12 protein-coding genes are annotated in these 20991 nt (G+C 72.2%); 7 read left to right on the top strand and 5 right to left on the bottom strand.

What is annotated here, in order from left to right:
• Positions 1–365: 365 nt before the first annotated feature.
• From AQJ11_RS35880 to AQJ11_RS35860, 5 genes are all read left to right on the top strand, one after another.
• Positions 366–1868 (top strand): MFS transporter, encoded by a 1503-nt coding sequence (locus tag AQJ11_RS35880; RefSeq protein WP_058085115.1) that lies wholly within the window; start codon positions 366–368, stop codon positions 1866–1868.
• Positions 1869–2262: 394 nt separating this feature from the next.
• Positions 2263–2874, top strand: coding sequence for a DUF308 domain-containing protein (locus tag AQJ11_RS35875; protein WP_014669682.1), 612 nt, complete (start codon positions 2263–2265; stop codon positions 2872–2874).
• A gap of 240 nt (positions 2875–3114) precedes the next feature.
• Positions 3115–3639, top strand: a complete 525-nt coding sequence (locus tag AQJ11_RS35870; protein WP_059266063.1) for a hypothetical protein — start codon at positions 3115–3117, stop codon at positions 3637–3639.
• A 293-nt stretch (positions 3640–3932) separates the two neighbouring features.
• Positions 3933–4337, top strand: a complete 405-nt coding sequence (locus AQJ11_RS35865; protein ID WP_015493139.1) for an SsgA family sporulation/cell division regulator — start codon at positions 3933–3935, stop codon at positions 4335–4337.
• A 470-nt stretch (positions 4338–4807) separates the two neighbouring features.
• Positions 4808–5788 carry a sensor histidine kinase gene (locus AQJ11_RS35860; RefSeq protein WP_059266062.1) on the top strand — a complete coding sequence of 327 codons (981 nt, stop codon included), beginning with the start codon at positions 4808–4810 and terminating at the stop codon, positions 5786–5788.
• A gap of 374 nt (positions 5789–6162) precedes the next feature.
• Here AQJ11_RS35860 and AQJ11_RS35855 read toward each other — a convergent pair whose 3' ends face one another.
• The 3 genes from AQJ11_RS35855 to oxc form a co-directional block, all read right to left on the bottom strand.
• Positions 6163–7050, bottom strand: a complete 888-nt coding sequence (locus AQJ11_RS35855; protein WP_244218526.1) for a hypothetical protein — start codon at positions 7048–7050, stop codon at positions 6163–6165.
• A 243-nt stretch (positions 7051–7293) separates the two neighbouring features.
• The gene (gene frc / locus AQJ11_RS35850) at positions 7294–8559 is read right to left on the bottom strand and encodes a formyl-CoA transferase (RefSeq protein ID WP_059266061.1); all 1266 of its coding nucleotides are present in this window, start codon (positions 8557–8559) and stop codon (positions 7294–7296) included.
• Between the two features lie 46 nt (positions 8560–8605).
• Positions 8606–10312, bottom strand: a complete 1707-nt coding sequence (gene oxc, locus AQJ11_RS35845; protein ID WP_059266060.1) for an oxalyl-CoA decarboxylase — start codon at positions 10310–10312, stop codon at positions 8606–8608.
• Positions 10313–10436: 124 nt separating this feature from the next.
• Here oxc and AQJ11_RS35840 point away from each other — a divergent pair, with 124 nt between their 5' ends.
• Positions 10437–12026 carry a FadD7 family fatty acid--CoA ligase gene (locus tag AQJ11_RS35840; RefSeq protein ID WP_059266059.1) on the top strand — a complete coding sequence of 530 codons (1590 nt, stop codon included), beginning with the start codon at positions 10437–10439 and terminating at the stop codon, positions 12024–12026.
• A 365-nt stretch (positions 12027–12391) separates the two neighbouring features.
• On the opposite strand, the gene AQJ11_RS35835 is transcribed toward AQJ11_RS35840, so the two are convergent.
• Together AQJ11_RS35835 and AQJ11_RS35830 are read right to left on the bottom strand one after the other, a co-directional pair.
• Complete coding sequence (locus AQJ11_RS35835; RefSeq protein WP_059266139.1) at positions 12392–14959, bottom strand: helix-turn-helix transcriptional regulator; 2568 nt, start codon at positions 14957–14959, stop codon at positions 12392–12394.
• A 155-nt stretch (positions 14960–15114) separates the two neighbouring features.
• The gene (locus AQJ11_RS35830) at positions 15115–17958 is read right to left on the bottom strand and encodes a helix-turn-helix transcriptional regulator (RefSeq protein ID WP_079082559.1); all 2844 of its coding nucleotides are present in this window, start codon (positions 17956–17958) and stop codon (positions 15115–15117) included.
• A gap of 1210 nt (positions 17959–19168) precedes the next feature.
• On the opposite strand from AQJ11_RS35830, the gene AQJ11_RS35825 reads away from it, so the two are divergent.
• Positions 19169–20752 (top strand): arabinofuranosidase catalytic domain-containing protein, encoded by a 1584-nt coding sequence (locus AQJ11_RS35825; RefSeq protein ID WP_059266058.1) that lies wholly within the window; start codon positions 19169–19171, stop codon positions 20750–20752.
• Positions 20753–20991 lie beyond the last annotated feature (239 nt).

The raw sequence follows: 20991 nt of genomic DNA, 5'->3' as shown, positions 1-20991 counted from the left end.
CGGCCGGACGCCGGCTCGACGCCGCCGACTCGGACGACGGCGCAGTACGTCACGGTCCGCGGCTCCTCCACCGGGCCGAGCACACCCTCGCTGACGAGGAACCCGGCCGCCAGCGCGAAGTCGTCGCCGGGTGTGGGCATCGGGATGGCCGACGCCTCCCCCGTCCGGGCGCCCCGCCCACTGTGTCGAGCACCGTGCCGCACCCGTTCACCGTAGGCGGGCCGCCGCGCGGGCGGAGGCATCCGTCATCCGACGGCGATACCCCCTCCGCCGGCCCTCCGCATCACCGCCTCACCGCATGTTCATGCGATGTGCGCCGGCTCGCCCCGCCCGCACACTGCGGGACAGTGGCGAAAGGAGTCGTGGTGAGCCCTCTGTTCCGCACCGATGCCCGGACCGACGCCCGACAGGACCCCGGACAGGGCCCCGGGCAGGACCCCAACCGGTGGCGTGCCCTCTGGGTCACCCTGGTCGCCGGGTTCATGATCCTGCTGGACGTGACGATCGTGTCCGTGGCCCTGCCGTCCATGGCGCGCGACCTGGGCGCCAAGCCGTCGTCGGTGCAGTGGGTCGTGTCGGGCTACGCGCTCACCTTCGCCCTCGCCCTCGTGGTGGCGGGGCGGCTGGGCGACGCCGTGGGCCGCCGGCGGATCTTCCTCGTGGCGCTCGCCGCCTTCGTCGTGTGCAGCGCGGCCGTCGGCGCGGCCCCTACGATCGGGCTGGTCGTGGCGGCGCGGCTCGCCCAGGGTGTGTCGGCCGGCTTCCTGGCACCGCAGAACTCCGCGCTGATCCAGCAGCTCTTCGCGGACGCCGAACGACCGCGCGCCTTCGGGCTGTTCAGTGCCACGGTGGGCATCTCCAGCGCCGTCGGCCCCATCACCGGCGGCGTCATCCTCGCCCTGGCCACGGGCACGGACGGCTGGCGGTGGATCTTCTACGTCAACGTGCCCATCGGTGCGGCGGCCCTGCTCCTGGGCCGCCGGCTGCTGCCCAGGTCGGCCCCCGGCGTACGGGGGCACCTCGACCTGGTCGGAGTGGGCCTGCTGGGTGCCGGTGTCCTGGCGCTGATGCTGCCGCTGGTCGAGGCCGACTCCGGCGGGCTGCGCCGCATGGCGTGGTTGTTCCCCGTCGGCGCGCTGCTCCTGTGGGGCTTCGCCCGCTGGGAACGCCGTGTCCGCGCGCGTGGCCTGGAACCCCTGCTGGACCCGCAGTTGCTGCGCGGGGTGCGAGGCTACGCGGCGGGGGCCGGGCTGGCCACCGTCTACTTCGTCGGCTTCAGCGGCATCTGGCTGGTCTTCGCCCTCTACTTCCAGGACGCGCTGGGCTACTCACCGCTGGAGTCCGGACTGGCGGTGACGCCGTTCGCGTTCGGTTCCGCGGCAGCCGCCGTGGTGGCCAGCCGGCTGGTGCGGCGCCTGGGGCGGCTGCTGACGGTCCTGGGCCTGGTCGCGGTGACGGCGGGCCTGACGGCCACCGCGCTGCTGCTGTGGCTGGTCCCGGGGTCCACCGCGATCTGGGCGGTCGTACCGGCGCTCCTGGTGAGCGGGATCGGCAGCGGCTTCGTCATCTCGCCCAACGTGACGATGACCCTGCGCGAGGTCCCGGTGAGCATGGCGGGGGTAGCGGGCGGCGCGCTCCAGACGGGCCAGCGGCTGGGCGGGGCCGTCGGTACGGCCGTCCTGCCGGGGCTGTACTACCTGCTCAGGGGCGCCCACGGCTCGGCGTCCGCCGCTGTCGCCGCGTCGGTGGGCGCGGGCATCATCGCGATCCTGGCGGCGCTGCTGCTGGCGGTGGCGGACTGGCGGATCGACCGGCGGCAGGGCCCACGCGAGCTGCCGTCCCCGGAGCACCATGCCCACCTGGGATGAGCGGCGGGGGAAGACCGGGAAGCCGGCTCCGTGACGAGGGTGCTCCCCAGGGGGAAGTCGGGAGAACCCCACGGTGTCTCACCGGACCGTCCGCCGCTGACGCCCCCAACGCCGCGCAGCGGTTCGCCGCGGTCCTTCCCGGGTTCACACGCCCCACCCGGCGGGCCCGGCACGTGTGCCTGCCCACCGGCACCGCCGCCCGGTTGTGGGGCCCTCCCCATGCCGGCCTCCGGGATGTCCCGTGGATGTTGTCGAGACCGCACTACAGCCGGGACGGCAGACCGGCCGTGAGACTGAAGGCCCGCCGATCACCGGCCGGACCACCACCATGACGAGCACGTGTGCCGGGTGCACTGGACGTGCCCCGGTCCCGAGGGACGGGGAAGTGAAAGAGATGGCGCAGATGGAAGCCGTGCGGTTCGAGGACCGGGCTGTCCCGGTCCGGGCGAGGGTGAGCGCGGTCCGCGGCATCCGCGTACACAACCGCGTCACCAGACTGACCGGGGCCCTGGTCTCCGTGGGTGTCGGCGGCACGCTGCTGCTGATGCCGGGACCGACCCGGATGGCGACAGGGGTCGTCTTCGGGGTGCAGTTCGCCGTCCAAGGCGTGCTCCAGTTGTTCGCCGCGCGGGAGGCGAGGGTGCCACGACCCGTCCGCTGGCTGCTGGCGGCCGGCGGAGGCGTCGTCCTCTTCCTGGCGGTCTCCTTCTTCCGGGGCCACGCCGACTCGGTGTTCCTGCTGGGGCTGTGGACGGGCTTCGGTCTGCTCCTGCGCGGCTTCACTATGGCGGTCTCGATGATGCCGTCCTCGGTCGTGCACGTAGTCGCCTACGACGACCTGCTGAACGCGGTGATCGTCTCGGCCGGTCTCTTCATGACCGCCTTCCCCTTCTCGTCCCTGGGGCAACTGGCATCCCTCGCCGGTCTCGCCCTGCTTCTGACCGGGCTGGTGGAGGCCGTCGGCGCCTGCCGCCGACCGAGCCGCACGGTGCGCCCACTGCGCTGAACGCGCGTTCGCACGCTTCACCTGCTCATGGGAGAACTAAGTCGTCACTTGGTTGGTTTCACCTGAGATTGGTTCCAGTAGAGGGGTGACACCAAGGTGAACCCATGTGGTGGCACCGGAACAGCCATGGCAAGAGGACGAGACGTAGTATGTGTGGCAGTACATGAGACATGCCCCCGCGTGACACACATCGACGTAGCGCCTTCGTCCAGGAGCCGAACCACAGGGAGGGTCCGCGGCATGCCGGAAGCCAAGTCGCCCACCACTGAGCTGTTGACGCATTACAGTTCCCAGCTGGCACAGGACCTCGAACGGAATGTGCAGGAGCAGGACCAGGTCCGCAGCGAGATCGAGTCGCTTCAGGCTCGCCTGCTGACGTTGCAGCACGACCACACGGTGCTCGCGACCATGCGGCAGGCGCTGGAGAGCGGCATCCCGCTCCAGCAGGCCCCGGTGTCCGCGCCCGCGCAGGGGTACGGCCTGCCCACCGCCTCGGCGCCGGGTGTCGTCCGGCGGAAGCAGACGCCGACGCTGGTCGCCCTGATCCGGGCCCATCTGGCCGAGCAGTCGGAGCCGTGCTCGGCGGCGGAGATCGCCACCGCGCTGAGCGAGGCCCACCCGGACCGCGTCATCAAGACGACCGTGGTGCGTACGACCCTCGAAGGGCTGGTCGCCCGGAATAGCGTGCAGCGCCTCAAGCAGGGGCATTCCGTGTTCTACACGAGCCTCGAACGGAACGGGCCGGACGAGGAAGGCCCTCGCTGAGGCCACCCCGCTCACCCACACACCCGGTCAGCCCGTGGCCCGGGCCTTCTCCGGGCGTCGCGGTCCGGAGCGGCGTCCGTGGAGGAAGGCCAACGGATGGCCACCCCCTCTCTCCGCGCCTTCGGCCCATGACCGTCATATGACGGATGGGAGCGGCCGAGAACGACCCGCATGATGAGGACGCGGTACGGGGTGGTGCGGGACGGCCGCGCACCGGAAAAGGGAAGTGAGCCGATGGAACACCCGGAAACACCGAATCACCACCTCTCTTCGTCCGGCCGGGAGCGGACGGAATGAGAAGAGCGCATCTCACCTTCGCGGCCACGTACTGGGTCGCCAAACGGCTTCCCGTGATGATCAGCTGCGAACTCTCGTACAGTGAGCGGGACCCTTACGCCGTCACGCTGATCCTCGATTCGGAGGGGGAGCATCCGGTGCGGTGGGTCTTCTCCCGGGAACTGCTCGCCGACGGACTGACGGGCAGCGCCGGCGAGGGTGATGTCAGCGTGTGGCCGGAGAACGCCGGGGTCGGCGAGTGGTTCCTCTGGCTGGAAGTGGGCCGTGCCCCCCACACCGCCCTCTTCGAGATGGTGGCGGAGCCCATCACCACGTGGCTCCTCGACACCTATCGCCTCGTTCCCGAGGGATACGAAGGGGCACGTATGGAGTGGGACCGGATGACACACCTCATGGAATGAGTTGCGGATTCTCCTGACGCCTTTCCCGCCCCCCTGCCGGTGCGTCACCAGTCTTCGCGGCTCCCGTCCGAAGCGGCGCCGGACGCCGTACCGGTAAGCGGGCCGGCGAAGACGGAAGAGGGCGAGCGAGGTGTCGACGTCCTGCGGACCCAGGTCCAGGACCGATCCGCCGGGTACGCCGCCCCCCGCACCGGGTGACGCCGTGGCGATGACCCCGCGAGACCAGGTCCCGCACAGCAGGGCCGCCTTCGTTCAGGGGCGCTCCCCGGCGCGCGGGTGCGGATCGGGGTACACCCCGCACCGGACGCGGCCAGATCGCCCGCCCTCACCGCCCGCCCTCACCGCCGGCCCTCCTCGGCATGACCTCGCGGCAGGCCCACGTCAAATGACGGATGCCTTGCGGGGTCGTCCGCTGGAAGAGTCGTGCCATCGAGACACGTTCTCGACATTTCCAGGAAAGGGGAGGGGCGATGACGTCAATCGCCGACGAACTGAGGAGCATCCTTGACGTCATTGAGCAGCCGGCCTGGGCCGTGGACGCCGATCACCGGGTGTCGTACGCCAATCCGCAGGCTGCCGCGTTCACGGGTCACGCCCGTCCGTCCGATCTGCTGGGCACCGACGGCAGACCGGCCGGACACCCCGGCGCGCGGTCGCGAAACCACACGGCCCCTTCCCGCCGGTGTGGCACCCTCACCCACGCGGACGGCTCCCTCCTCCACGTCGAGTGGTCCCTGGTGCCCCTGGCCCGGCCGGACGGCGAGGCGGCCTTGTACCTCTTCCGCGCGAGCACGGGCGCGTCCGGCGCGACCCGGGAATCCTCGCTGGAGGACAAGCTGCCACGGGTGCTCGCCGCGCAGGTGTGCGCCGACCGCTGCCGCACCGCAGCCGGCTCGCTCCAGCACGGTGTCCAGGAACGTCTGGCCTCGCTGCTGCTCGGCCTGAACCTGGCCCGTGAACAACTGGGCGGAGGGAGCGTGCCGTCGTCGGGGGCCCGGCTGCTCGACGACGCTGCCCGGGACGCCGAGGAGGCGCTGGCCCAGGTCCGGGAGGTCACGGCCGCGCTGTATCCGAGCGTGCTCAGACTCCGCGGGCTCACGGCCGCGCTCACCGCCCTCGCCGAGCAGTGGCCGGTACCCGTCGCCGTCGTCGGGAACCTGCGGCGACGGCTGCCCGGCGCCGTGGAGATGCACGCGTACTTCCTGGTCAGGGACGCGCTCAGCCGGGCGGTTCACGGCGCCGGGGCCGGCCGGGTGCGGGTGGTGGCCGAGCTGGGCCCGGACCTGGTGGTGACGGTCGCGGACGACGGCACGGCGCCCGGATACGGCCCGGAGCCGGCGCTCCTGGCGGCGGTCGCCGACCGGGTGGCCGTACTGGAGGGCACGCTGACCGTGCGGCACACGCCGGAGGAGGGCACCACGCTCCGCGCCGTCATCCCCGTCCCGCACTGATCCGCCGCCCCCGCCGGAACAGGGGGACCACCACCGGACGTCTCGGCATGGCGTTACATGACGGACGCCCGATCCCGGTCCGGCGCGACAGGCTGGACCCGTGGTCGGCAGGACGGCGAACGAAGCAGATCATGGGCCCGTACCGCGTGAACACGTGGCCCCGCCTGACCCCACGACACCGGTCCAGTACGGGAAACGTGTGGGCCGGCCCCCGCCGGGACGGTCCGCATACCCGCTCCCCGGCCTGCCGGCGAGGCCGTGGTGGACCTGTCACCGGCCCGGCCGACACCTGACACGCGAGCGGCACCGGGTGGACACGGCCACCCGATACGCCGCCATGGCCCAGCGGGCGCCGGCCCGTCCGGCGCGCGACCTCAGTCGAGCGGGCCCGTCGGCTGCGGCGGGGGAGTGCCCCCGGCCAGCACCGCGGTCAGCCGCGGTGCCCCCAGCCGTACGGCGAGCCCGGTGGTGACGTGGGAAGCGTCGGCCAGGCCGCCGTTGATCACTGTGATCGCGCTGTCGCCCGAGGTGACGAGGGCTACGTCGACCGACACGGTGAACGGCATGCCCTGCGCCGTCCCCTTCGCGACGACCGACAGCGCCTGCCGGGTGCCGTCGCCCTCCGGTACGGGCAGGGACGTGACCCGTACGTTCTCCGTACTGCCGTCGGGCCGGGTGGCGGCGAAGACACCGCAGGTCTGCGCCAGGGTGCCGAACCAGCGTCGCTCCGCGCGGAGTCGGTCTGCCGAGTAGGTGCCGACCGCGTAGCGCAGCCGGTTGCCGTCGTCGGCGTCGAACACGGCCACGGCCTGCGTGCCGGGCAGCGGCGTCCCGAGGATCCGGTCGTCGCCCAGCCGGTCGAGCAACCGCCGGCAGACCGCGGCGTCCTCCTCGTGTGTGAGCCAGTCCCGGGCGTTCACGGTGCCGCGCAGCAGACCGTCGTGCCGGTCGGCGGAGTCCGTCACCTCGGTCCACCGGGACCCCAGGTACGCCTCCGTGAGCAGCGCGTGCCGCGCCTGTCGCGAGGTGAGCGTGCCGGCCGGCGCCGCGGAGCCCGCCGGGCGGCCCTCCCGGCCGCTCTCCGCGCCCTGCCGTTCCTGCCCCGCGCCGGCACAGGCCGCCGCGAACAGCGAGGTGCCGACGGCGAATGCGGCGATGTGTCCCAGGCGGCCCCGGAACACACGCCGGGCGCGGCGCGCGCCGGACCCGGGAGGCCGTCCCGCGGCGTCCGCCGGCGGATGCGCGATGGTCGTCCTGGTCATCTCCCCGTCCTCTCCAAGGACTTGTTCCGCGGCACACAGGACGCGGATTCCGTTGATGGGCGCGCACCATGCCGACCCCGTCGGATCGCCCCTGCATCAGTCGATCGCGCGATGGACACGGATCCGTCGGACGACCGCCGGACGACTGCGGGACAGCGGCGTGCAGGGATGGCACGCGCGGGATCCCGGCACGTCACGGCGCTCCCGGGAACGTCCCCCGGAGCGCCGTGACGTGCGGGCCGGTCAGTCGTGCGAGACGACGACCTTCTTCTCGTGCAGCGCGGTGATCTCCTCCTCGCTGTACCGGAGCGACGCCAGCACCTCGTCGGTGTGTTCACCGAGCAGGGGAGAACCGGTGATCGTCGGCGTGAACCCGGTGAACTTGATGGGGCTGCCGACCGTCAGATAGGTGCCGCGCTCCTTGTGCTCCACCTCCACGACGCTGCCGCTGCTGCGCAGCGCGGGATCGTAGGCGATCTCCTTCATGCTCAGCACCGGAGCGCACGGGACGCCGTACTCGCGCAGGATGTCCACGGCCTCGTACTTCGTCTTGTCGGCGAGCCACCGCTCGATCTCGGCGAAGATGTCGAAGATGTGCGGTTGGCGGGCCTGTGCCGTGCTGTACGCCGGGTCGTCGATCCACTCCGGCTTGCCGAGCGCCTGGCAGGTCGGCCCCCAGTCCTGCTCCTGAATGGTGAAGTAGATGTAGGCGTTGGGATCCTCCTCCCAGCCCTTGCACTTGAGCACCCAGCCGGGCTGGCCGCCGCCGCCGGCGTTGCCGCCGCGCGGGACGACGTCGGTGAACGTCCCGTTCGGGTACTGCGGGTACTCCTCCAGGTAGCCCACCCGCTCCAGCCGCTGCTGGTCGCGCAGCTTGACCCGGCACAGGTTGAGCACCGCGTCCTGCATGGACACCGATACGCGCTGGCCCCGGCCGGTGCGCTCGCGGTCCAGCAGCGCGGTGAGAATGCCGATCAGCAGGTGCATCCCGCTGTTGCTGTCGCCGAGCGCGGCGGCGCTGACGGTCGGCGGGCCGTCCCAGAAGCCGGTGGTGGAGGCGGCGCCGCCCGCGCACTGGGCGACGTTCTCGTACACCTTGAGGTCGGACCACGGCGAGTCGTCGTTGAACCCCTTGACCGAGCCGAAGATCAGCCGGGGGTTCAGCTTGTGGAGGTGCTCCCAGCCCAGGCCCATCCGGTCCAGGGCGCCGGGGGCCATGTTCTCCACCAGGACGTCGGCGTCCTGGATCAGCTTCTCCATGATCTCCTCGCCCTCGGGTGTCTTGGTGTCGATGGCCAGGGAGCGCTTGTTGCTGTTCAGCATCGTGAAGTACAGGGCGTCGACGTCCGGTATGTCGCGAAGCTGGTGGCGGGTGACGTCACCGCCGTTGACGCGCTCCACCTTCAGTACGTCGGCGCCGAACCAAGCCATCATCTGGGTGCAGGCCGGGCCCGCCTGGACGCCGGTGAAGTCGATCACCTTGATTCCGGTGAGGGGCAGCTGTGACATGGTCGTGCATCCCTTTCTTGAGGAGTGGGGGGCGGGGCGGGAGGCCCTACTCGCCGGTGCCGGAGGGCCGGACCGCCACGCTGGGGTTGAGGTTCGTGAGGTGACCGCTCTCCGTGCCCGCCGTGGGATCGATGTGGCAGTCGATGAGCGCGGGCCGCCCGGACTCCAGGGCTTCGGTGAGTGCCGAGGCGAGCTCCACGGGGGACTCCACGTGGTACCCGCGTCCGCCGAAGGCCTCGATGAGCTTCTCGTGCCGGGCCATGGGCGAGAGGGTGGTGGGGGAGGGGTCGGCGGAGGCGGGGTTGACCCCGTCGCCGCGGTAGACGCCGCCGTTGTTGAGGATCACGACGACCACCGGAAGGCCGTACCGGCAGATGGTCTCCAGCTCCATGCCGCTGAAGCCGAAGGCGCTGTCGCCCTCCACCGCGACGACCGGCCGGCCCGTCTCCACGGCCGCGGCGATGGCGTAGCCCATGCCGACACCCATCACACCCCAGGTGCCGCTGTCCAGGCGGTGCCTGGGCACCTGCATGTCGATGACGTTGCGCGCGAAGTCCAGCGCGTTGGCGCCCTCGTTGACGAGATAGGTGTGCGGGTGGGCGCGCAGTACGTCCCGGATCGCCCGCAGGGCGCCGTAGAACTGCATGGGATGCGGGTCGGCGGCCAGCCGTTCCGCCATCTTCGCCGTGTTCTGCTCGGTGCGCTCGGCGAGTTCCCGCCGCCATGCCTCCGCTACGGTGATCTGCCCCGGCTTCATCCGCTCCACCAGCGCGCCGACCACCGAGCCGATGTCTCCGACCAGCGGCGCCGCGATGGGCTGGTTGCTGTCCAACTCGGTGGGTTCGATGTCGATCTGGAGGAACTTCGCGTCCGGGTTCCACTGCGGCGGCTCACCGTGGCCCAGCAGCCAGTTCAGCCGTGCCCCGACGAGCAGCACCACGTCGGCCCGTTTCAGCGCCAGCGAACGGGCCGCGGCCACGGACTGCGGATGGTCGTCCGGGATCAGCCCCTTGGCCATGGACATCGGCAGGAAGGGCAGGCCGGTGGTGTCGACGAACTCCCGGATCACCTCGTCCGCCCGGGCGTACGCGGCGCCCTTGCCGAGGACGACCAGCGGTCGCTCGGCGCCCGCGAGCAGTTCGATCGCCCGGTCCACCGCCTCCGGCGCGGGCAGTTGCCGGGGTGCCGGGTCCACCAGCCGCCACAGCGATGCCGCGCCCCGGTCCGCGTCGAGGGTCTCGCCCAGTACGGCGGCCGGGATGTCGAGGTAGACCCCGCCGGGACGGCCCGACACGGCCGTGCGCAGCGCCCGCGCCACGCCCCGGCCGATGTCCTGTGCCCGGCTCACCCGGTAGGCGGCCTTCACGAAGGGCCGGGCGGCGGCCAGTTGGTCCAGCTCCTCGTAGTCGCCCTGCTTGAGGTCCACGATGTGCCGCTCGCTGGAGCCGGAGATCTGCACCACCGGGAAGCAGTTGGTCGTCGCCTCCGCCAGGGCCACCAGACCGTTCAGGAAGCCGGGCGCGGACACGGTCAGCGACACGCCGGGACGGCCGGTGAGGAAACCCGCTGCTGCCGCCGCCCGGCCGGCGCTGCTCTCGTGCCGGAAGCCGATGAACCGGATGCCGGACGCCTGGGCGAGCCGCGCCAGGTCGGTGACGGGGATGCCGACCAGGCCGTAGAGGGTGTCGACGCCGTTGAGTGTGAGCGCGTCCACCACGAGGTGCGCACCATCGGTCAGCTCTGCACTCGTCATGATGTCAGTCAGCCTCCCTTGTATTCAGTAGTTGCCTGACTCATGCTGACATCACTTTAGGTTTGTTGCACTCTAATGTGAGTCATAATGGCAACCTAACTCGGGCGTGAAGTCAGGAGTGTATGTGTCTCTCGCAGTCAGCACCGGCGACCTTCATGCGGGCGGCTGCCGGCCGCCGCGGATCAGCGGCCTGCACGACGTGATCGACGCTCAGGTCAGGGACCGGCCGGACGCCCCGGCACTCGTCCTCGGCGAGGCCCGCGAGACGGTGTCGTACCGGACCCTCGCCGCCCTGGCCGACGAACTGGCCCACCGTCTGCTGGCGGCGGGGCTGCACCCGCACCGGCCGGTCGGCCTGGTCAGCGCGGACAACCTGGAGTTCGTCGTCGCCCTGCTGGGCGCGGCCCGCGCCGGCCTGGTCCTCGCGCCCGTCGATCCGGCCCTGCCGGAAGCGGAACGACGGCGCCGCTACACCGCCCTCGGAGCCCAGGCAGTGCTCACCGGCCCGCCGGTGCCCCCGCCCGCGCGGCCGGTCGGCGGCCCGCCGCACTGGCCGCTGACGGTACGCCGGTCCGGCGGCGGGCGGTACGGCGTGGCACTGGACGCCGCGACCACGGCGGACGGCGCCCCGCACAGCGCCGCCGACCGGCTGACCGGGGACGACGCCCTCGCCCTGTTCACGGCCGGCACCACGGGCCAGGCCAAGATCGTCCCGCTGACCCACGCCAATGTGGCCGCGTCCCTGCACGGCATCACGACGACCTACGAACTCACCCCCGCCGACGCCACGGTGGCGGCGATGCCGTTCTTCCACGGACACGGGCTGCTGGCCGGACTGCTGGCCACGCTCGCCACCGGAGGCCGCCTGCTGCTGCCGGAACGCGGCCGGTTCACCGCCCACACCTTCTGGGACGACATGCGCGCGGTGTCCGCCACCTGGTACACGGCCGTGCCCACCATCCACCAGATCCTGCTCGGGCGCGCGCCCGGGGAGTACCCGGGCCGGTCGGCCCTGCCCCTCCGGTTCGCCCGCAGTTGCAGCGCCCCGCTCCCCGCGGCCACCGCACGCGCCCTGGAAAGCCTGCTCGACGCACCCGTGCTGTCCGCCTACGGGATGACCGAGACGACCCACCAGGCCGCGAGCGAACCGCTCGGTGCGTCCCGCGACCGCACAGCCGGTTCCGTGGGCCGGCCGACCGCCGGGGAGATACGTGTCCTCGACGCGGGCCGACAGCCGTGCGCCGTGGGCACCGAGGGCGAGCTCTGGGTGCACGGCCCGGCGGTCGCGCGGGGGTATCTGGCCGAGCCCGCCGAGACGGCCGCCGCCTTCCACGACGGCTGGTTCCGCACCGGTGACCTGGGCTACCAGGACGCCGCGGGCCGGCTGTACCTGACCGGCCGGATCAAGAACCTGATCAACCGGGGCGGGGAGAAGATCTCCCCGGAACACGTCGAGGAGGTCCTCGCCGGCGCCCCCGGTGTCACCGAGGCCGCCGTCTTCGCCGTGCCCGATCCCACCTACGGCCAGCGTGTCGGCGCGGCGGTCGTGCTCGCCGGGGGCGCTACCGCCACCGAGCCCGATCTCCTCGCCCACTGCCGTGACCAGTTGGCCCCCTACGAGGTGCCGGAGCGCCTCGCCATCGTGCCGTCCCTGCCCCACACGGCCAAGGGGGCGCTGGACAGGGGTGCGGTGGCCGCCCTGTACGGCACCTGAACCGGCGTGCGCCCGGGACACGGCAGTCGTGACGACGGCCCGGCAGTACAGCCGGGCACCGGGACCGGCGTGCGAGGCACGTGACGTGTTCCTCGGCCGCGCACCGAGGGCCCGCCGTACCGGCGGCGCGGGTCGGACACCTCCGCGGCCGAGAAGCACCCCCGGGTCCGCACCGCCCGCCACCGGAGCGCCCACGGATACGCCACCCCGCCATCGCAGTGCCCGCGGGCACGGACCCCCGCCTTCCGGACCGGTGCGACCGACGTCACCGGCATCCCGCGCCGGTTGCCGTCGAGGAGGGCCCCCGTCGCTCGCGGCCTCTCCATACCTACCTGCACCCTCGCAGGCCCCGGCACCGGTCCACGTCATCCGGTCCGGTCCATGTCGTCGGCCGTCGCCCCCAGGTGGGAGAGCGCGTCGCGCAGCGCCGCCCGCGAGCTGATGCCGAGTTTGGGGAAGATCCGGTACAGGTGGGTGCTGATCGTGCGGGAAGACAGGAAGAGCCGTTCGCCGATCTGCTTGTTCGTCAGCCCCTCGGCGGCGAGGAAGGCGACCTTCATCTCCTGCGAGGTCAGCCCCGCGGGCGCGGCGCCGTCGGCGGCGGCGCTGTCGGCGGCGGGTCCGGACCGCGGCCGGCCGGCGGCCCGCAGCTCCGTGGCCGACCTCGCCGCCCAGGGAGCGGCACCCAGGCGTCTGAAGGTCTCCGTGGCGGCGCCCAGGTGGTGGCGGGACTCCGTGACCATGCGCAGGCGTCGTAGGCGTTCGCCGTACAGCAGCCGCACCCGCGCGTGGTCGAACGGCCAGTCCCGCGCGCCGGGTGAGTCGACGGCCGCCCGGAACAGGAGCAGGGCTTCGGCGTCAGGGGCGACGAGGGCGCGGGCCGCCAGGGTGAGCATCGCGAACCGCGGTGAGGCGCCGCCCGAGCGGGCCTCCGCCATGGCGCGTACATGGGCTTCGGCCTGCGCACGCCGGTTGGTGCGCAGGGCGGCCTCGACCAGATCCAGCGCCACCCACGCGGCGTTCGGGGCGTTCGGCGCGAGGGCGCCGGCCGGGCTGACCTCGCAGAGGTGGTGGTACGCGGCCTCGAAGTCGCCTTGGCCGAGGGCGCCGAGCGCTCTGGCGTGATGGGCGAAGCGGGCGGCGCCGTGGGCCCGGCGCAGGGTGGTCACGTGGGTCAGTTCGTCGGCCCAGGAGGTCCAGCCGGCTTCATCGCCCCGTGCCGCGGCGAGGAGGGCCAGGTGGAACAGGAAGTACCAGCCGGTGAACGCGTAGCCGTGGGCCCTGGCGAGAGCCAGGCCCTCGTCGGCGAGGCGCCGGCCCTCCTCCCAGCGTCCGGTGACGAAGTCGTCGAGGCAGAGGTGCACGAACCCGGCCAGGCCGCCGGCGACAGCGTGGCCGGCCCGGCCGCTCTCGACCAGTTGCCAGGCACCGGCTCTGCCGTCGGCGAGCAGATCGAGGAAGACGGCGGCGGTGTCGACCCGGACGAGACTGCCGGGTGCCCCGGCGGCCCGGTTCCGGACCAGTGCCGCCAGACGTCCCCGGGTGCCCTGCGGTGCGCGGGCGGGGTCGGGGACGGCCTCGCGCAGGAGCCGCAGCTCCTCCGGCGGCTCGGGAACCAGGCGGTCGATCGCCCGCAGGAGCGGCGGCCAGTACTCCGCCCGGCCCGCCCACCCGCAGATGGCCAGGAGCGTCGACAGGGCATCGATCAGTTCGCTGTCGGTCGCGTCGTATCCGTGGGAGCCCTCCTCGATCGCGTCCACCACCAACCGGTACGCCGTTTCCACGGTGCCGTCGCCTTCGAGGAGGACGAGGGCGGTGGCCGCGGCGGCGTGCAGGGAGCCGCGGCCTCCCGTGGCGACGGTGCGGGCCCGGCGCAGCAGGTCCGACGCGTTCTCCAGTTCTCCGGTGACGCTGGCGCCGAGGTAGGCGGCCTCGGCCAGCCGGCGGCTCTGGTCGGCCGGGTGCGGGCTGAGGTCCGCGGCACGGACGAGAGCGGTGACCGCGGCGGTGGCGTCTCCTCGTCGCACGGTGCGGTGGGCGGTCTTCTCCAGCAGCGCCGCGGTTGGTTCGTCGGGGGTGGCACAGGCCTCGGCCCGGTGCCACGCACGCCGGTCGGGGTCGCCCACGAGGCCGGCCAGTACGCGGTGTGCCCGGCGCCGTTCGGCACGGGTCGAGGAACCAACGACCGCCGACCGGACCAGCGGATGGCGGAAGAGCACCCGGTGGGCCTCGTCGTCCACCTCGACGAGCTGCGCGGTCTCGGCCGCTTCCAGCGCGGCCCGGGCCGCGTCGCCTTCCGCCCCCCGCAGCACGTGCATGTCGCCCTCGCCCTCAAGTGCGGCCAGCAGCAAGGCGGCGCGCGTCGCTGCGGGCAGCCGCCCGACGCGCATGCCGAACAGGGCCTCGACGCCCTCGGTGAGGGGCACCACCTCCGGGAGCGCCTCCACGGGTGGGAACCGAACGGCGGGGGGAGCGTCCGGCAGGCGCAGCAGGGCGAGCGGGGTTCTCCCGGTCCCGGCGAGCACGTGCCGCCTCTGGTGGAGGGGCATGGCGGGGAAGGCATGGTGCAGGAGCCGGTCCGCGGCCTCCTCGTCCCCGGGCCGCACGAGCAGCCCGGGGACATCCGCCGACGGGGAACGGCTGCCCGCGTCCGGGCCGGCCCTGCTTCCCGGCGGCTCGTGGGCGAGGACCTCCAGCGCCGTCCTGGTCTGCCGGCGGATGGCGGACGGATCGTCGGCGGTGAGGAGCAGTGGGTGTCCCGCCGCCTCGTGCCGCAGCACCAGCAGGTGAGCGCGGGCGACCACCGTGCCGTCCGCGACGTGTCCGGGCGGCAGCCCGAGGGCCACCGAGAGCGCGTCGCGTTGCTCCTCGTCCAGTCCGGAGAGTGACAACCCCACATGGGCACCCCGGGCGTCGTGTGTCCTGGTCTCCATGATGTCCACCTGCTTGGATCGGCCCGTTGTTCGAGCGATCAACGCCTTCGCCGAGGGATTCGGCGGAGCAATCGGAGTGATCCTGACAGACGGGGCACGGCGCGACATCGCGCGTTTTCAGGGAGTCCGGCGGACGCCCAGGTGATACCAAGCGGTCACTCTACGTGTTCACGGGCCCTGACGAGCTCGGTGAGTTCCGCCCGGGAGGTGGTCCCGAGTTTGGTGAACGCGTGCCGCAGGTGCGTGTTCACGGTGTGCGGTGAGTTGTCGAGGCGCTGCGCGACCTGTCTGTTCGTCAGCCCCTGCGCCACCAGCCGGATCACCGTCACTTCCGAGACCGTCAGCTCCGGCCATCCCTTGACGGTGCCCCTGGACGTCGTACGGCGCCGGGGTGCCCCCGCCGCACGCAGCCGACGACGGACCCGCGCCGCCTCTCGCTCGGCGCCCGCCTCGGTGTACAGGTCGAGTGCCCGGTCGAGGTACGGCACCGCGTCCACCGTACGGATGGGCAGGAGTTTACGTCCGGCGTCTTCGAGTGCCGAGGCGCGGGGGAGCAGGCGGGGGATGTCCTGGTACAGGTCGACGGCTCGCAGCAGGAGGGACAGGTCGTTGTCGAACAGCCCGCGGGCGTGGGCCGCCGCCGCCGGCAGGATCGGGAACCGCGAGCCGACGGCCGCCCGGTGCACGGCGATCCGCACCGCGGCAGCCGCACGCTCCACCGCACCGGCCCGCAGCGCCATGCGGACGAAGACGGGAAGGTCGGCCGGATCATCGGGGGTCGCGAGGGAGGGTCCGGCCTCGTCGAACGTGCCCACCGCCTCGTCGAGGACCCGCATGGCCTCGTGGGGACGGCCTTCGGCGTCGGCCACCAGCGCGATCAGCCAGGAGCCGGAGTTGCGTACGAGGATCGCCGAATCGTCCAGCATGCGTTCGGCTTCCTTCGCGTACCGCCGGGCCGCCTCAAGGTCGTTCCGGTACACGGCGGCACGGCCGAGCGCGTACAGCAGGGTGGTGTCGGCGAAGTTGCCCGTGCTCAGGTCGTCGAACATGGCGGCCGCGGCCTCCGCCTCGACCTGGGCGTCCTCCAGCCGGCCCGCGTCCAGCAGGGCCCGGGCGCGGATCGTGGTCCACAGGTACGTGGCCGCCGCCTGGCCCTGCCGCTGCGCCTCGCGAATGCCGGCCTGGGACTCGGCGAGCGCCTCGGGTGAGCGGCCGGCGGCGTTGAGCAGGAAGGCCTTCCACAGGGCCTCCGGTACCCAGAGCGAATGGTTGATCCCCACGTCGGCCGCCACGGCCGCGGCCTGGTTCGCGCGTGCGAACGCGGAGTCCCAGTCCAGTTCGTAGAAGCGCACCACCGACTCGACGGCGGTCGCCGTGGCCCAGGCCGTCCTGTTGTGGGCCCGTGCGGCGACCTTGAGTGTCTCGGCCACCACGGTGGCGGTCGCGTCGAGATCGCCCATCATGGAGAGGTTCAGGCAGCGCAGTGCCAGCAGTTCGGCTCGCAGTGTGTCCGGAATGCCGGCGAGGGCGGCTCCGACGCCGGCCTGCTCGGCCGCCTCCGCGAAGCTGTACTGGCTCGACACGCGTGCCAGGCCGAGCCGCAACCGTGCCTCGGCCTCCGGTTCGAGCTCACCCGGCAGCGCGGTGGCGGCGAGTTGTCTGGCCTGGGCCGGCTGTCCCGTCTGCCAGAGCAGGAGAACCGTTTCTGCAAGGAGTGCCGACCGTTCCGGGTCGTCTTCGGCCGTCAGCGCCAGCGCCCGGCGGCTGAGGTGCACCGCCGACGCCGGCGAGGTGGCGGCGAGTTCCTGCGCGGCCGTCCGCAACAACCGGACGGCCGCCTGATCGCCCGGCTCCGCACTGTCCACCAGCAGGGCGGCCACCTCGGTCAGCGGTGCGTTCCGTTTCAGCAGGGCGTCCGCGGCGCAACGGCGCAGCGCCGTACGCACCGATGAGGGCAGGCCGCTCTCGACGGCCTCGCGGATCAGGTCATGGCGGAAGTGCAGGCGGTCGTCCTCCTCGAACAGCAGGTCGGTGTCGAGCAACTCCTGTACCGGTGCGATGAGTGCCGCCAGGGGCCGTTCGAGCAGTTCGGCGAGCAGGCCGACGGTGACACTGCGGCCCACCGCGGACGCGGTCCGCACCACGTCCCGGGCCGGTGCGCCGAGTTGGTCGATACGTTGTCGCACGGAGGCGTGGAAACTGGCGGGAAGACGGTCGGTGGTGATCCGTGCCCTGTCGTTCTCGACGATCACGGCGTGTTCGTCGCGCAGGCCACGCAGCAGTTCGATCAGGAGCAGGGGGACGCCCTGCGCGCGGCGGACGGCACGCAGGGTCCCGGCGTCGGGCGGCGCCCCGAGGACGTCCTCGGTGACCCCGGCGACGTCCTCGTCGGTCAGGGCATTGAGGCGCAGGTGCCGGGCACCGGACTTCTTCAGGTGCTCCAGGACCGAGGACACGGCAGGCGCCTGGATCCCGCTGCGTGCGGCCACGATCCACAGGATCCGGTGGTCGGCCAGCCGGGCCGGGAGTACGCGCAGGGCCAGCAGCGTCATGTCGTCCAGCCACTGGCCGTCGTCCACGGTGATGAGCAGCGGAGTGTCGAGCGCCGCCCGTTCGAGTCCGTCCTGCAACTCCTGGAGCAGCCAGAACCGTTGCTCGGGCGCCGCCGCGAGGCCACGGAGCCTGTCGGTGTCGAAGAGCGCTCCGCCACCCGTCGACACACCGTCCAGCACAGGGCCCAGCGGGACGAACTGGTCATCCGGATCCGCGCTCGCCTGGAACACCCGGATTCCCCGCTGGAGCGCGACGGCACGGGCCTCGGCCAGCAAGCGGGTCTTGCCGCTGCCCGACGGCCCTTCGAGGTGGACGACACCGCCGTGCCCCCGGAGCAGGGCCTCGAAGCGGGCGCGCAGAAAGCGCATCTCCTCTTCCCGGCCTCGCAGCGGCAGTCGCCGGTCGTCGGCTCCGCCGGAATCGTACGTGCGTCGGAAACGGTGCATGGGGGGTCCTCGGGAGATCAGGCGCCGGAGCGGCGGCCACGGGCCGCTTCCTCACCGGGCGCGTGTGAGCGTGCGCTGCCTTCGCCGGGCGGGCGGCGGGCCGACGGTGCCTCGCCCGGGCTTCGTTCCGCCGCCGTCGCCTCGTTTCGCGCGGGTTCGCCGGACGGACGGGGCCTGGCCCGCCGGAGTCGGTTCATGGAGGCGGCGGGGTCCTGCGGAGCCGACAGGCAGGGTGATCCGGCGGGTGTCGACGACGGTGTCGCTCACACGTGGGGGCGGAGAAACGCGTCGGCGATGGGTGCATCGACTCGTTCACCTCTCGATGAAGCACGTGGTTCCGGGGCCGTACCAGGCACCATGTGATCGACAGGTGCCGTGCCACTCACCGGTTGGCTGGTTTTCGCGGACGCCTCATGATGTCCGCGCAGCCGTCCTCGCTCACGCCTGGCCGCCGCGCAGTACCTTCACAGGCAAGGATGTGTGCGCTGGCAGATATAGACCTCTTGTCCCCATGTCGGGTCCATGGGATCCGGCCGCGCCTGGCCCCGTGGCCGCAGGTCGCCCCCCGCGCCCGCTCCGCGATGACGTCCCATGCGCCTCACGGCGCCGGGCCCGCTCCCCGGTCCGCCCTCCGCGCCCGCCCGGTACGCCGGTGACCTGGGTGACGATCCGCACCCATCGCCCTCTCGAAATTTCGGCCGATCTTCGTAAATCCAGGATGGCGCGGGTATCGGAGCGTCGATCGGCTGTGCGGCACCATCCGCGAAACCGGCGCCGCTCCGCCGCCGATGGGCTGCATCCGCACTGCCCTGCCAGGCGATTCGGTCGGCTTGATGTACCACATCGAGCGTTCACAGGCATCGCGAACGTTTCGAGGTGATTGCCGAATCATGTGCAGGGTATTGACGCCGCTCACTGGTTCCCTATTATCCACGTTGCCCGATACTCCGACATCTGTTCGGTATCACGAACATATCGGAGTCGCTCCACTTGCCCAGCAGCGCACCAACGGGGTCGCCCACCGCAACGGCCGAGCCGTAAGGAGCACGTCGCACCATGTATATGTCATGACCACATCAATGCGCCCGCCGAGCACCGTCCGGGCCTGCCTGCCGCGTGCCTGCCCGCCGCGGACAACCGGGCGCCTCCGCACCGACCAGGGACAGCTACGGCGCCGCCGTGGGGCGGCACCGTCACAGAGGAGGTCTCCATGATCGGACCAGTCGTCGACCGCCGGCGAAGGCGATGGAAAGCCGCGCTCCTCGTCGCCCTGGCGATGGTCGTGGCCGCGTTCGGCACAACGGCGTTCGCCGCGTCCTTACGGACCGGCACGGCCACCACGGCACGTCCGGCGGCCCACTCGGCGCGGACCGGCACGGCCACCACCGCCCGCCCGGCGACCCACTCGGCGAAGGCCACCGCGGCCGATGCGTCGCTGCCGTGCGACATCTACGCCGCGGGCGGTACGCCGTGCGTGACGGCGCACTCCACCACCAGGGCGCTCTTCGCGTCGTACAACGGGCCGCTGTACCAGATCCAGAGGTCCTCCGATCACAGCTACCGCGACATCGGGGTGCTGAGCGCGGGCGGCTACGCCGACGCGGCGTCCCAGGTCTCCTTCTGCTCGGGCACGTCGTGCACGATCACGAAGATCTACGACCAGACCACCAAGCACAACGACCTGCCGATCTCCTGGGGCGGCTACTGGAAGGGGCCCGGTCCAGGCGGAGCCGACGTCGGCGCCGACGCCATGGCCCTGCCGGTGACCGCGGGCGGTCACCAGGTCTTCGGTGTCAAGGTCAAGCCCGGTGTCGGCTACCGGATCGACCACGCGAACGGCGTGGCCACCGGCTCCCAGCCCGAGGGCATCTACATGGTGACGTCGTCGGACTACACGAACCAGTGGTGCTGCTTCGACTACGGCAGCGGCGAGAACTCCCACACCGACACGGGCAACGCCACCATGAACGCCATCTACTGGGGCAACGCATGCTGGTTCGGCGGGTGCACCGGCAGCGGTCCGTGGGTCGAGGCCGACCTGGAGAACGGGATGTACCACACCAACACCGGCTCCAACAAGGATCCCAACAACACCGGTGTGCACTACCCGTTCGTCAGCGCGTGGCTGAAGAACAACGGCACGAGCAATTTCACCCTCAAATACGGCAACGGCGCCGGCGGCGGCCTGACCACCACGTTCTCCGGGCCGCTGCCGAACGGCTACTCGCCGATGAAGCTCGACAGTTCGGTGCTGCTCGGCACCGGCGGCGACAACAGCGTCTCGGGTTCGGGCGAGTTCTTCGAGGGCGCGATGACGGCGGGCTACCCCTCCGACGCCACCGAGAACGCCGTGCAGGCCGCCATCACCGCGGCCGGCTACGGGACGGGTGGCGGCACCAAGACGGGCGCGCTGCGCGCCGTGGGCGCGGGCAGGTGTCTGGAGGCGCCGGGTTCGTCCACGACGGCGGGTACGCAGACCCAGATCCGGGACTGCACCAGCGCGGCGAACCAGACCTGGTCCCAGACCAACGCCCGGGAGCTCACCGTGTCCTCAGGCAGCAGCCGCCTGTGCCTGGACGCCTCCGGTCAGGGCACCAGTCCCGGCACCAAGGTCATCACCTGGTCCTGCAACGGCCAGTCCAACCAGCAGTGGAACGTCAACGCGGACGGCACCGTCACCAGTGCCCAGTCGGGCCTGTGCCTGGACGTGACCGGCGCCGCCACCGCCAACGGCACCCCCGTCCAGCTGTGGACCTGCAACGGCCAGTCCAACCAGAAATGGTCGCTGAACTGACCCCTTGAAGGATCCGCGGCAGCCGGCCGGGGCGGCACGCGACCACACCGCCCCGGCGCGTCACCGCACCGCCCACGCGCGGGACCCGTCCCGCCCCTCACACACGCCGCAGCGTCGGAGCGCACAGGAGGATCGGATGAGGGCGAGAAGGCGCCGGCACGCGGACCGCCGACCGGCGTGGGCGAGGGGGCACACCCACGCGACGCACGACGACCGGGCGTGCCGCGCCACCCCGGACC

The organism is Streptomyces corchorusii, assembly GCF_001514055.1.
Taxonomy (GTDB): Bacteria; Actinomycetota; Actinomycetes; order Streptomycetales; family Streptomycetaceae; genus Streptomyces; species Streptomyces olivaceoviridis.
Note: the sequence above shows the minus strand (reverse complement) of the source record. Positions and strands in the feature narration are given on the sequence as shown.

What these genes read in the sequence shown, in the direction of transcription:
- AQJ11_RS35875 (WP_014669682.1), top strand. Translation starts at nt 2,263, where the DNA reads ATGGCGCAGATGGAAGCCGTGCGGTTCGAGGACCGGGCTGTCCCGGTC.
- AQJ11_RS35870 (WP_059266063.1), top strand. Translation starts at nt 3,115, where the DNA reads ATGCCGGAAGCCAAGTCGCCCACCACTGAGCTGTTGACGCATTACAGT.
- AQJ11_RS35865 (WP_015493139.1), top strand. Translation starts at nt 3,933, where the DNA reads ATGAGAAGAGCGCATCTCACCTTCGCGGCCACGTACTGGGTCGCCAAA.
- AQJ11_RS35860 (WP_059266062.1), top strand. Translation starts at nt 4,808, where the DNA reads ATGACGTCAATCGCCGACGAACTGAGGAGCATCCTTGACGTCATTGAG.
- AQJ11_RS35855 (WP_244218526.1), bottom strand. Translation starts at nt 7,050, where the DNA reads ATGACCAGGACGACCATCGCGCATCCGCCGGCGGACGCCGCGGGACGG.
- frc (WP_059266061.1), bottom strand. Translation starts at nt 8,559, where the DNA reads ATGTCACAGCTGCCCCTCACCGGAATCAAGGTGATCGACTTCACCGGC.
- oxc (WP_059266060.1), bottom strand. Translation starts at nt 10,312, where the DNA reads ATGACGAGTGCAGAGCTGACCGATGGTGCGCACCTCGTGGTGGACGCG.
- AQJ11_RS35835 (WP_059266139.1), bottom strand. Translation starts at nt 14,959, where the DNA reads ATGGAGACCAGGACACACGACGCCCGGGGTGCCCATGTGGGGTTGTCA.
- AQJ11_RS35830 (WP_079082559.1), bottom strand. Translation starts at nt 17,958, where the DNA reads ATGCACCGTTTCCGACGCACGTACGATTCCGGCGGAGCCGACGACCGG.
- AQJ11_RS35825 (WP_059266058.1), top strand. Translation starts at nt 19,169, where the DNA reads ATGATCGGACCAGTCGTCGACCGCCGGCGAAGGCGATGGAAAGCCGCG.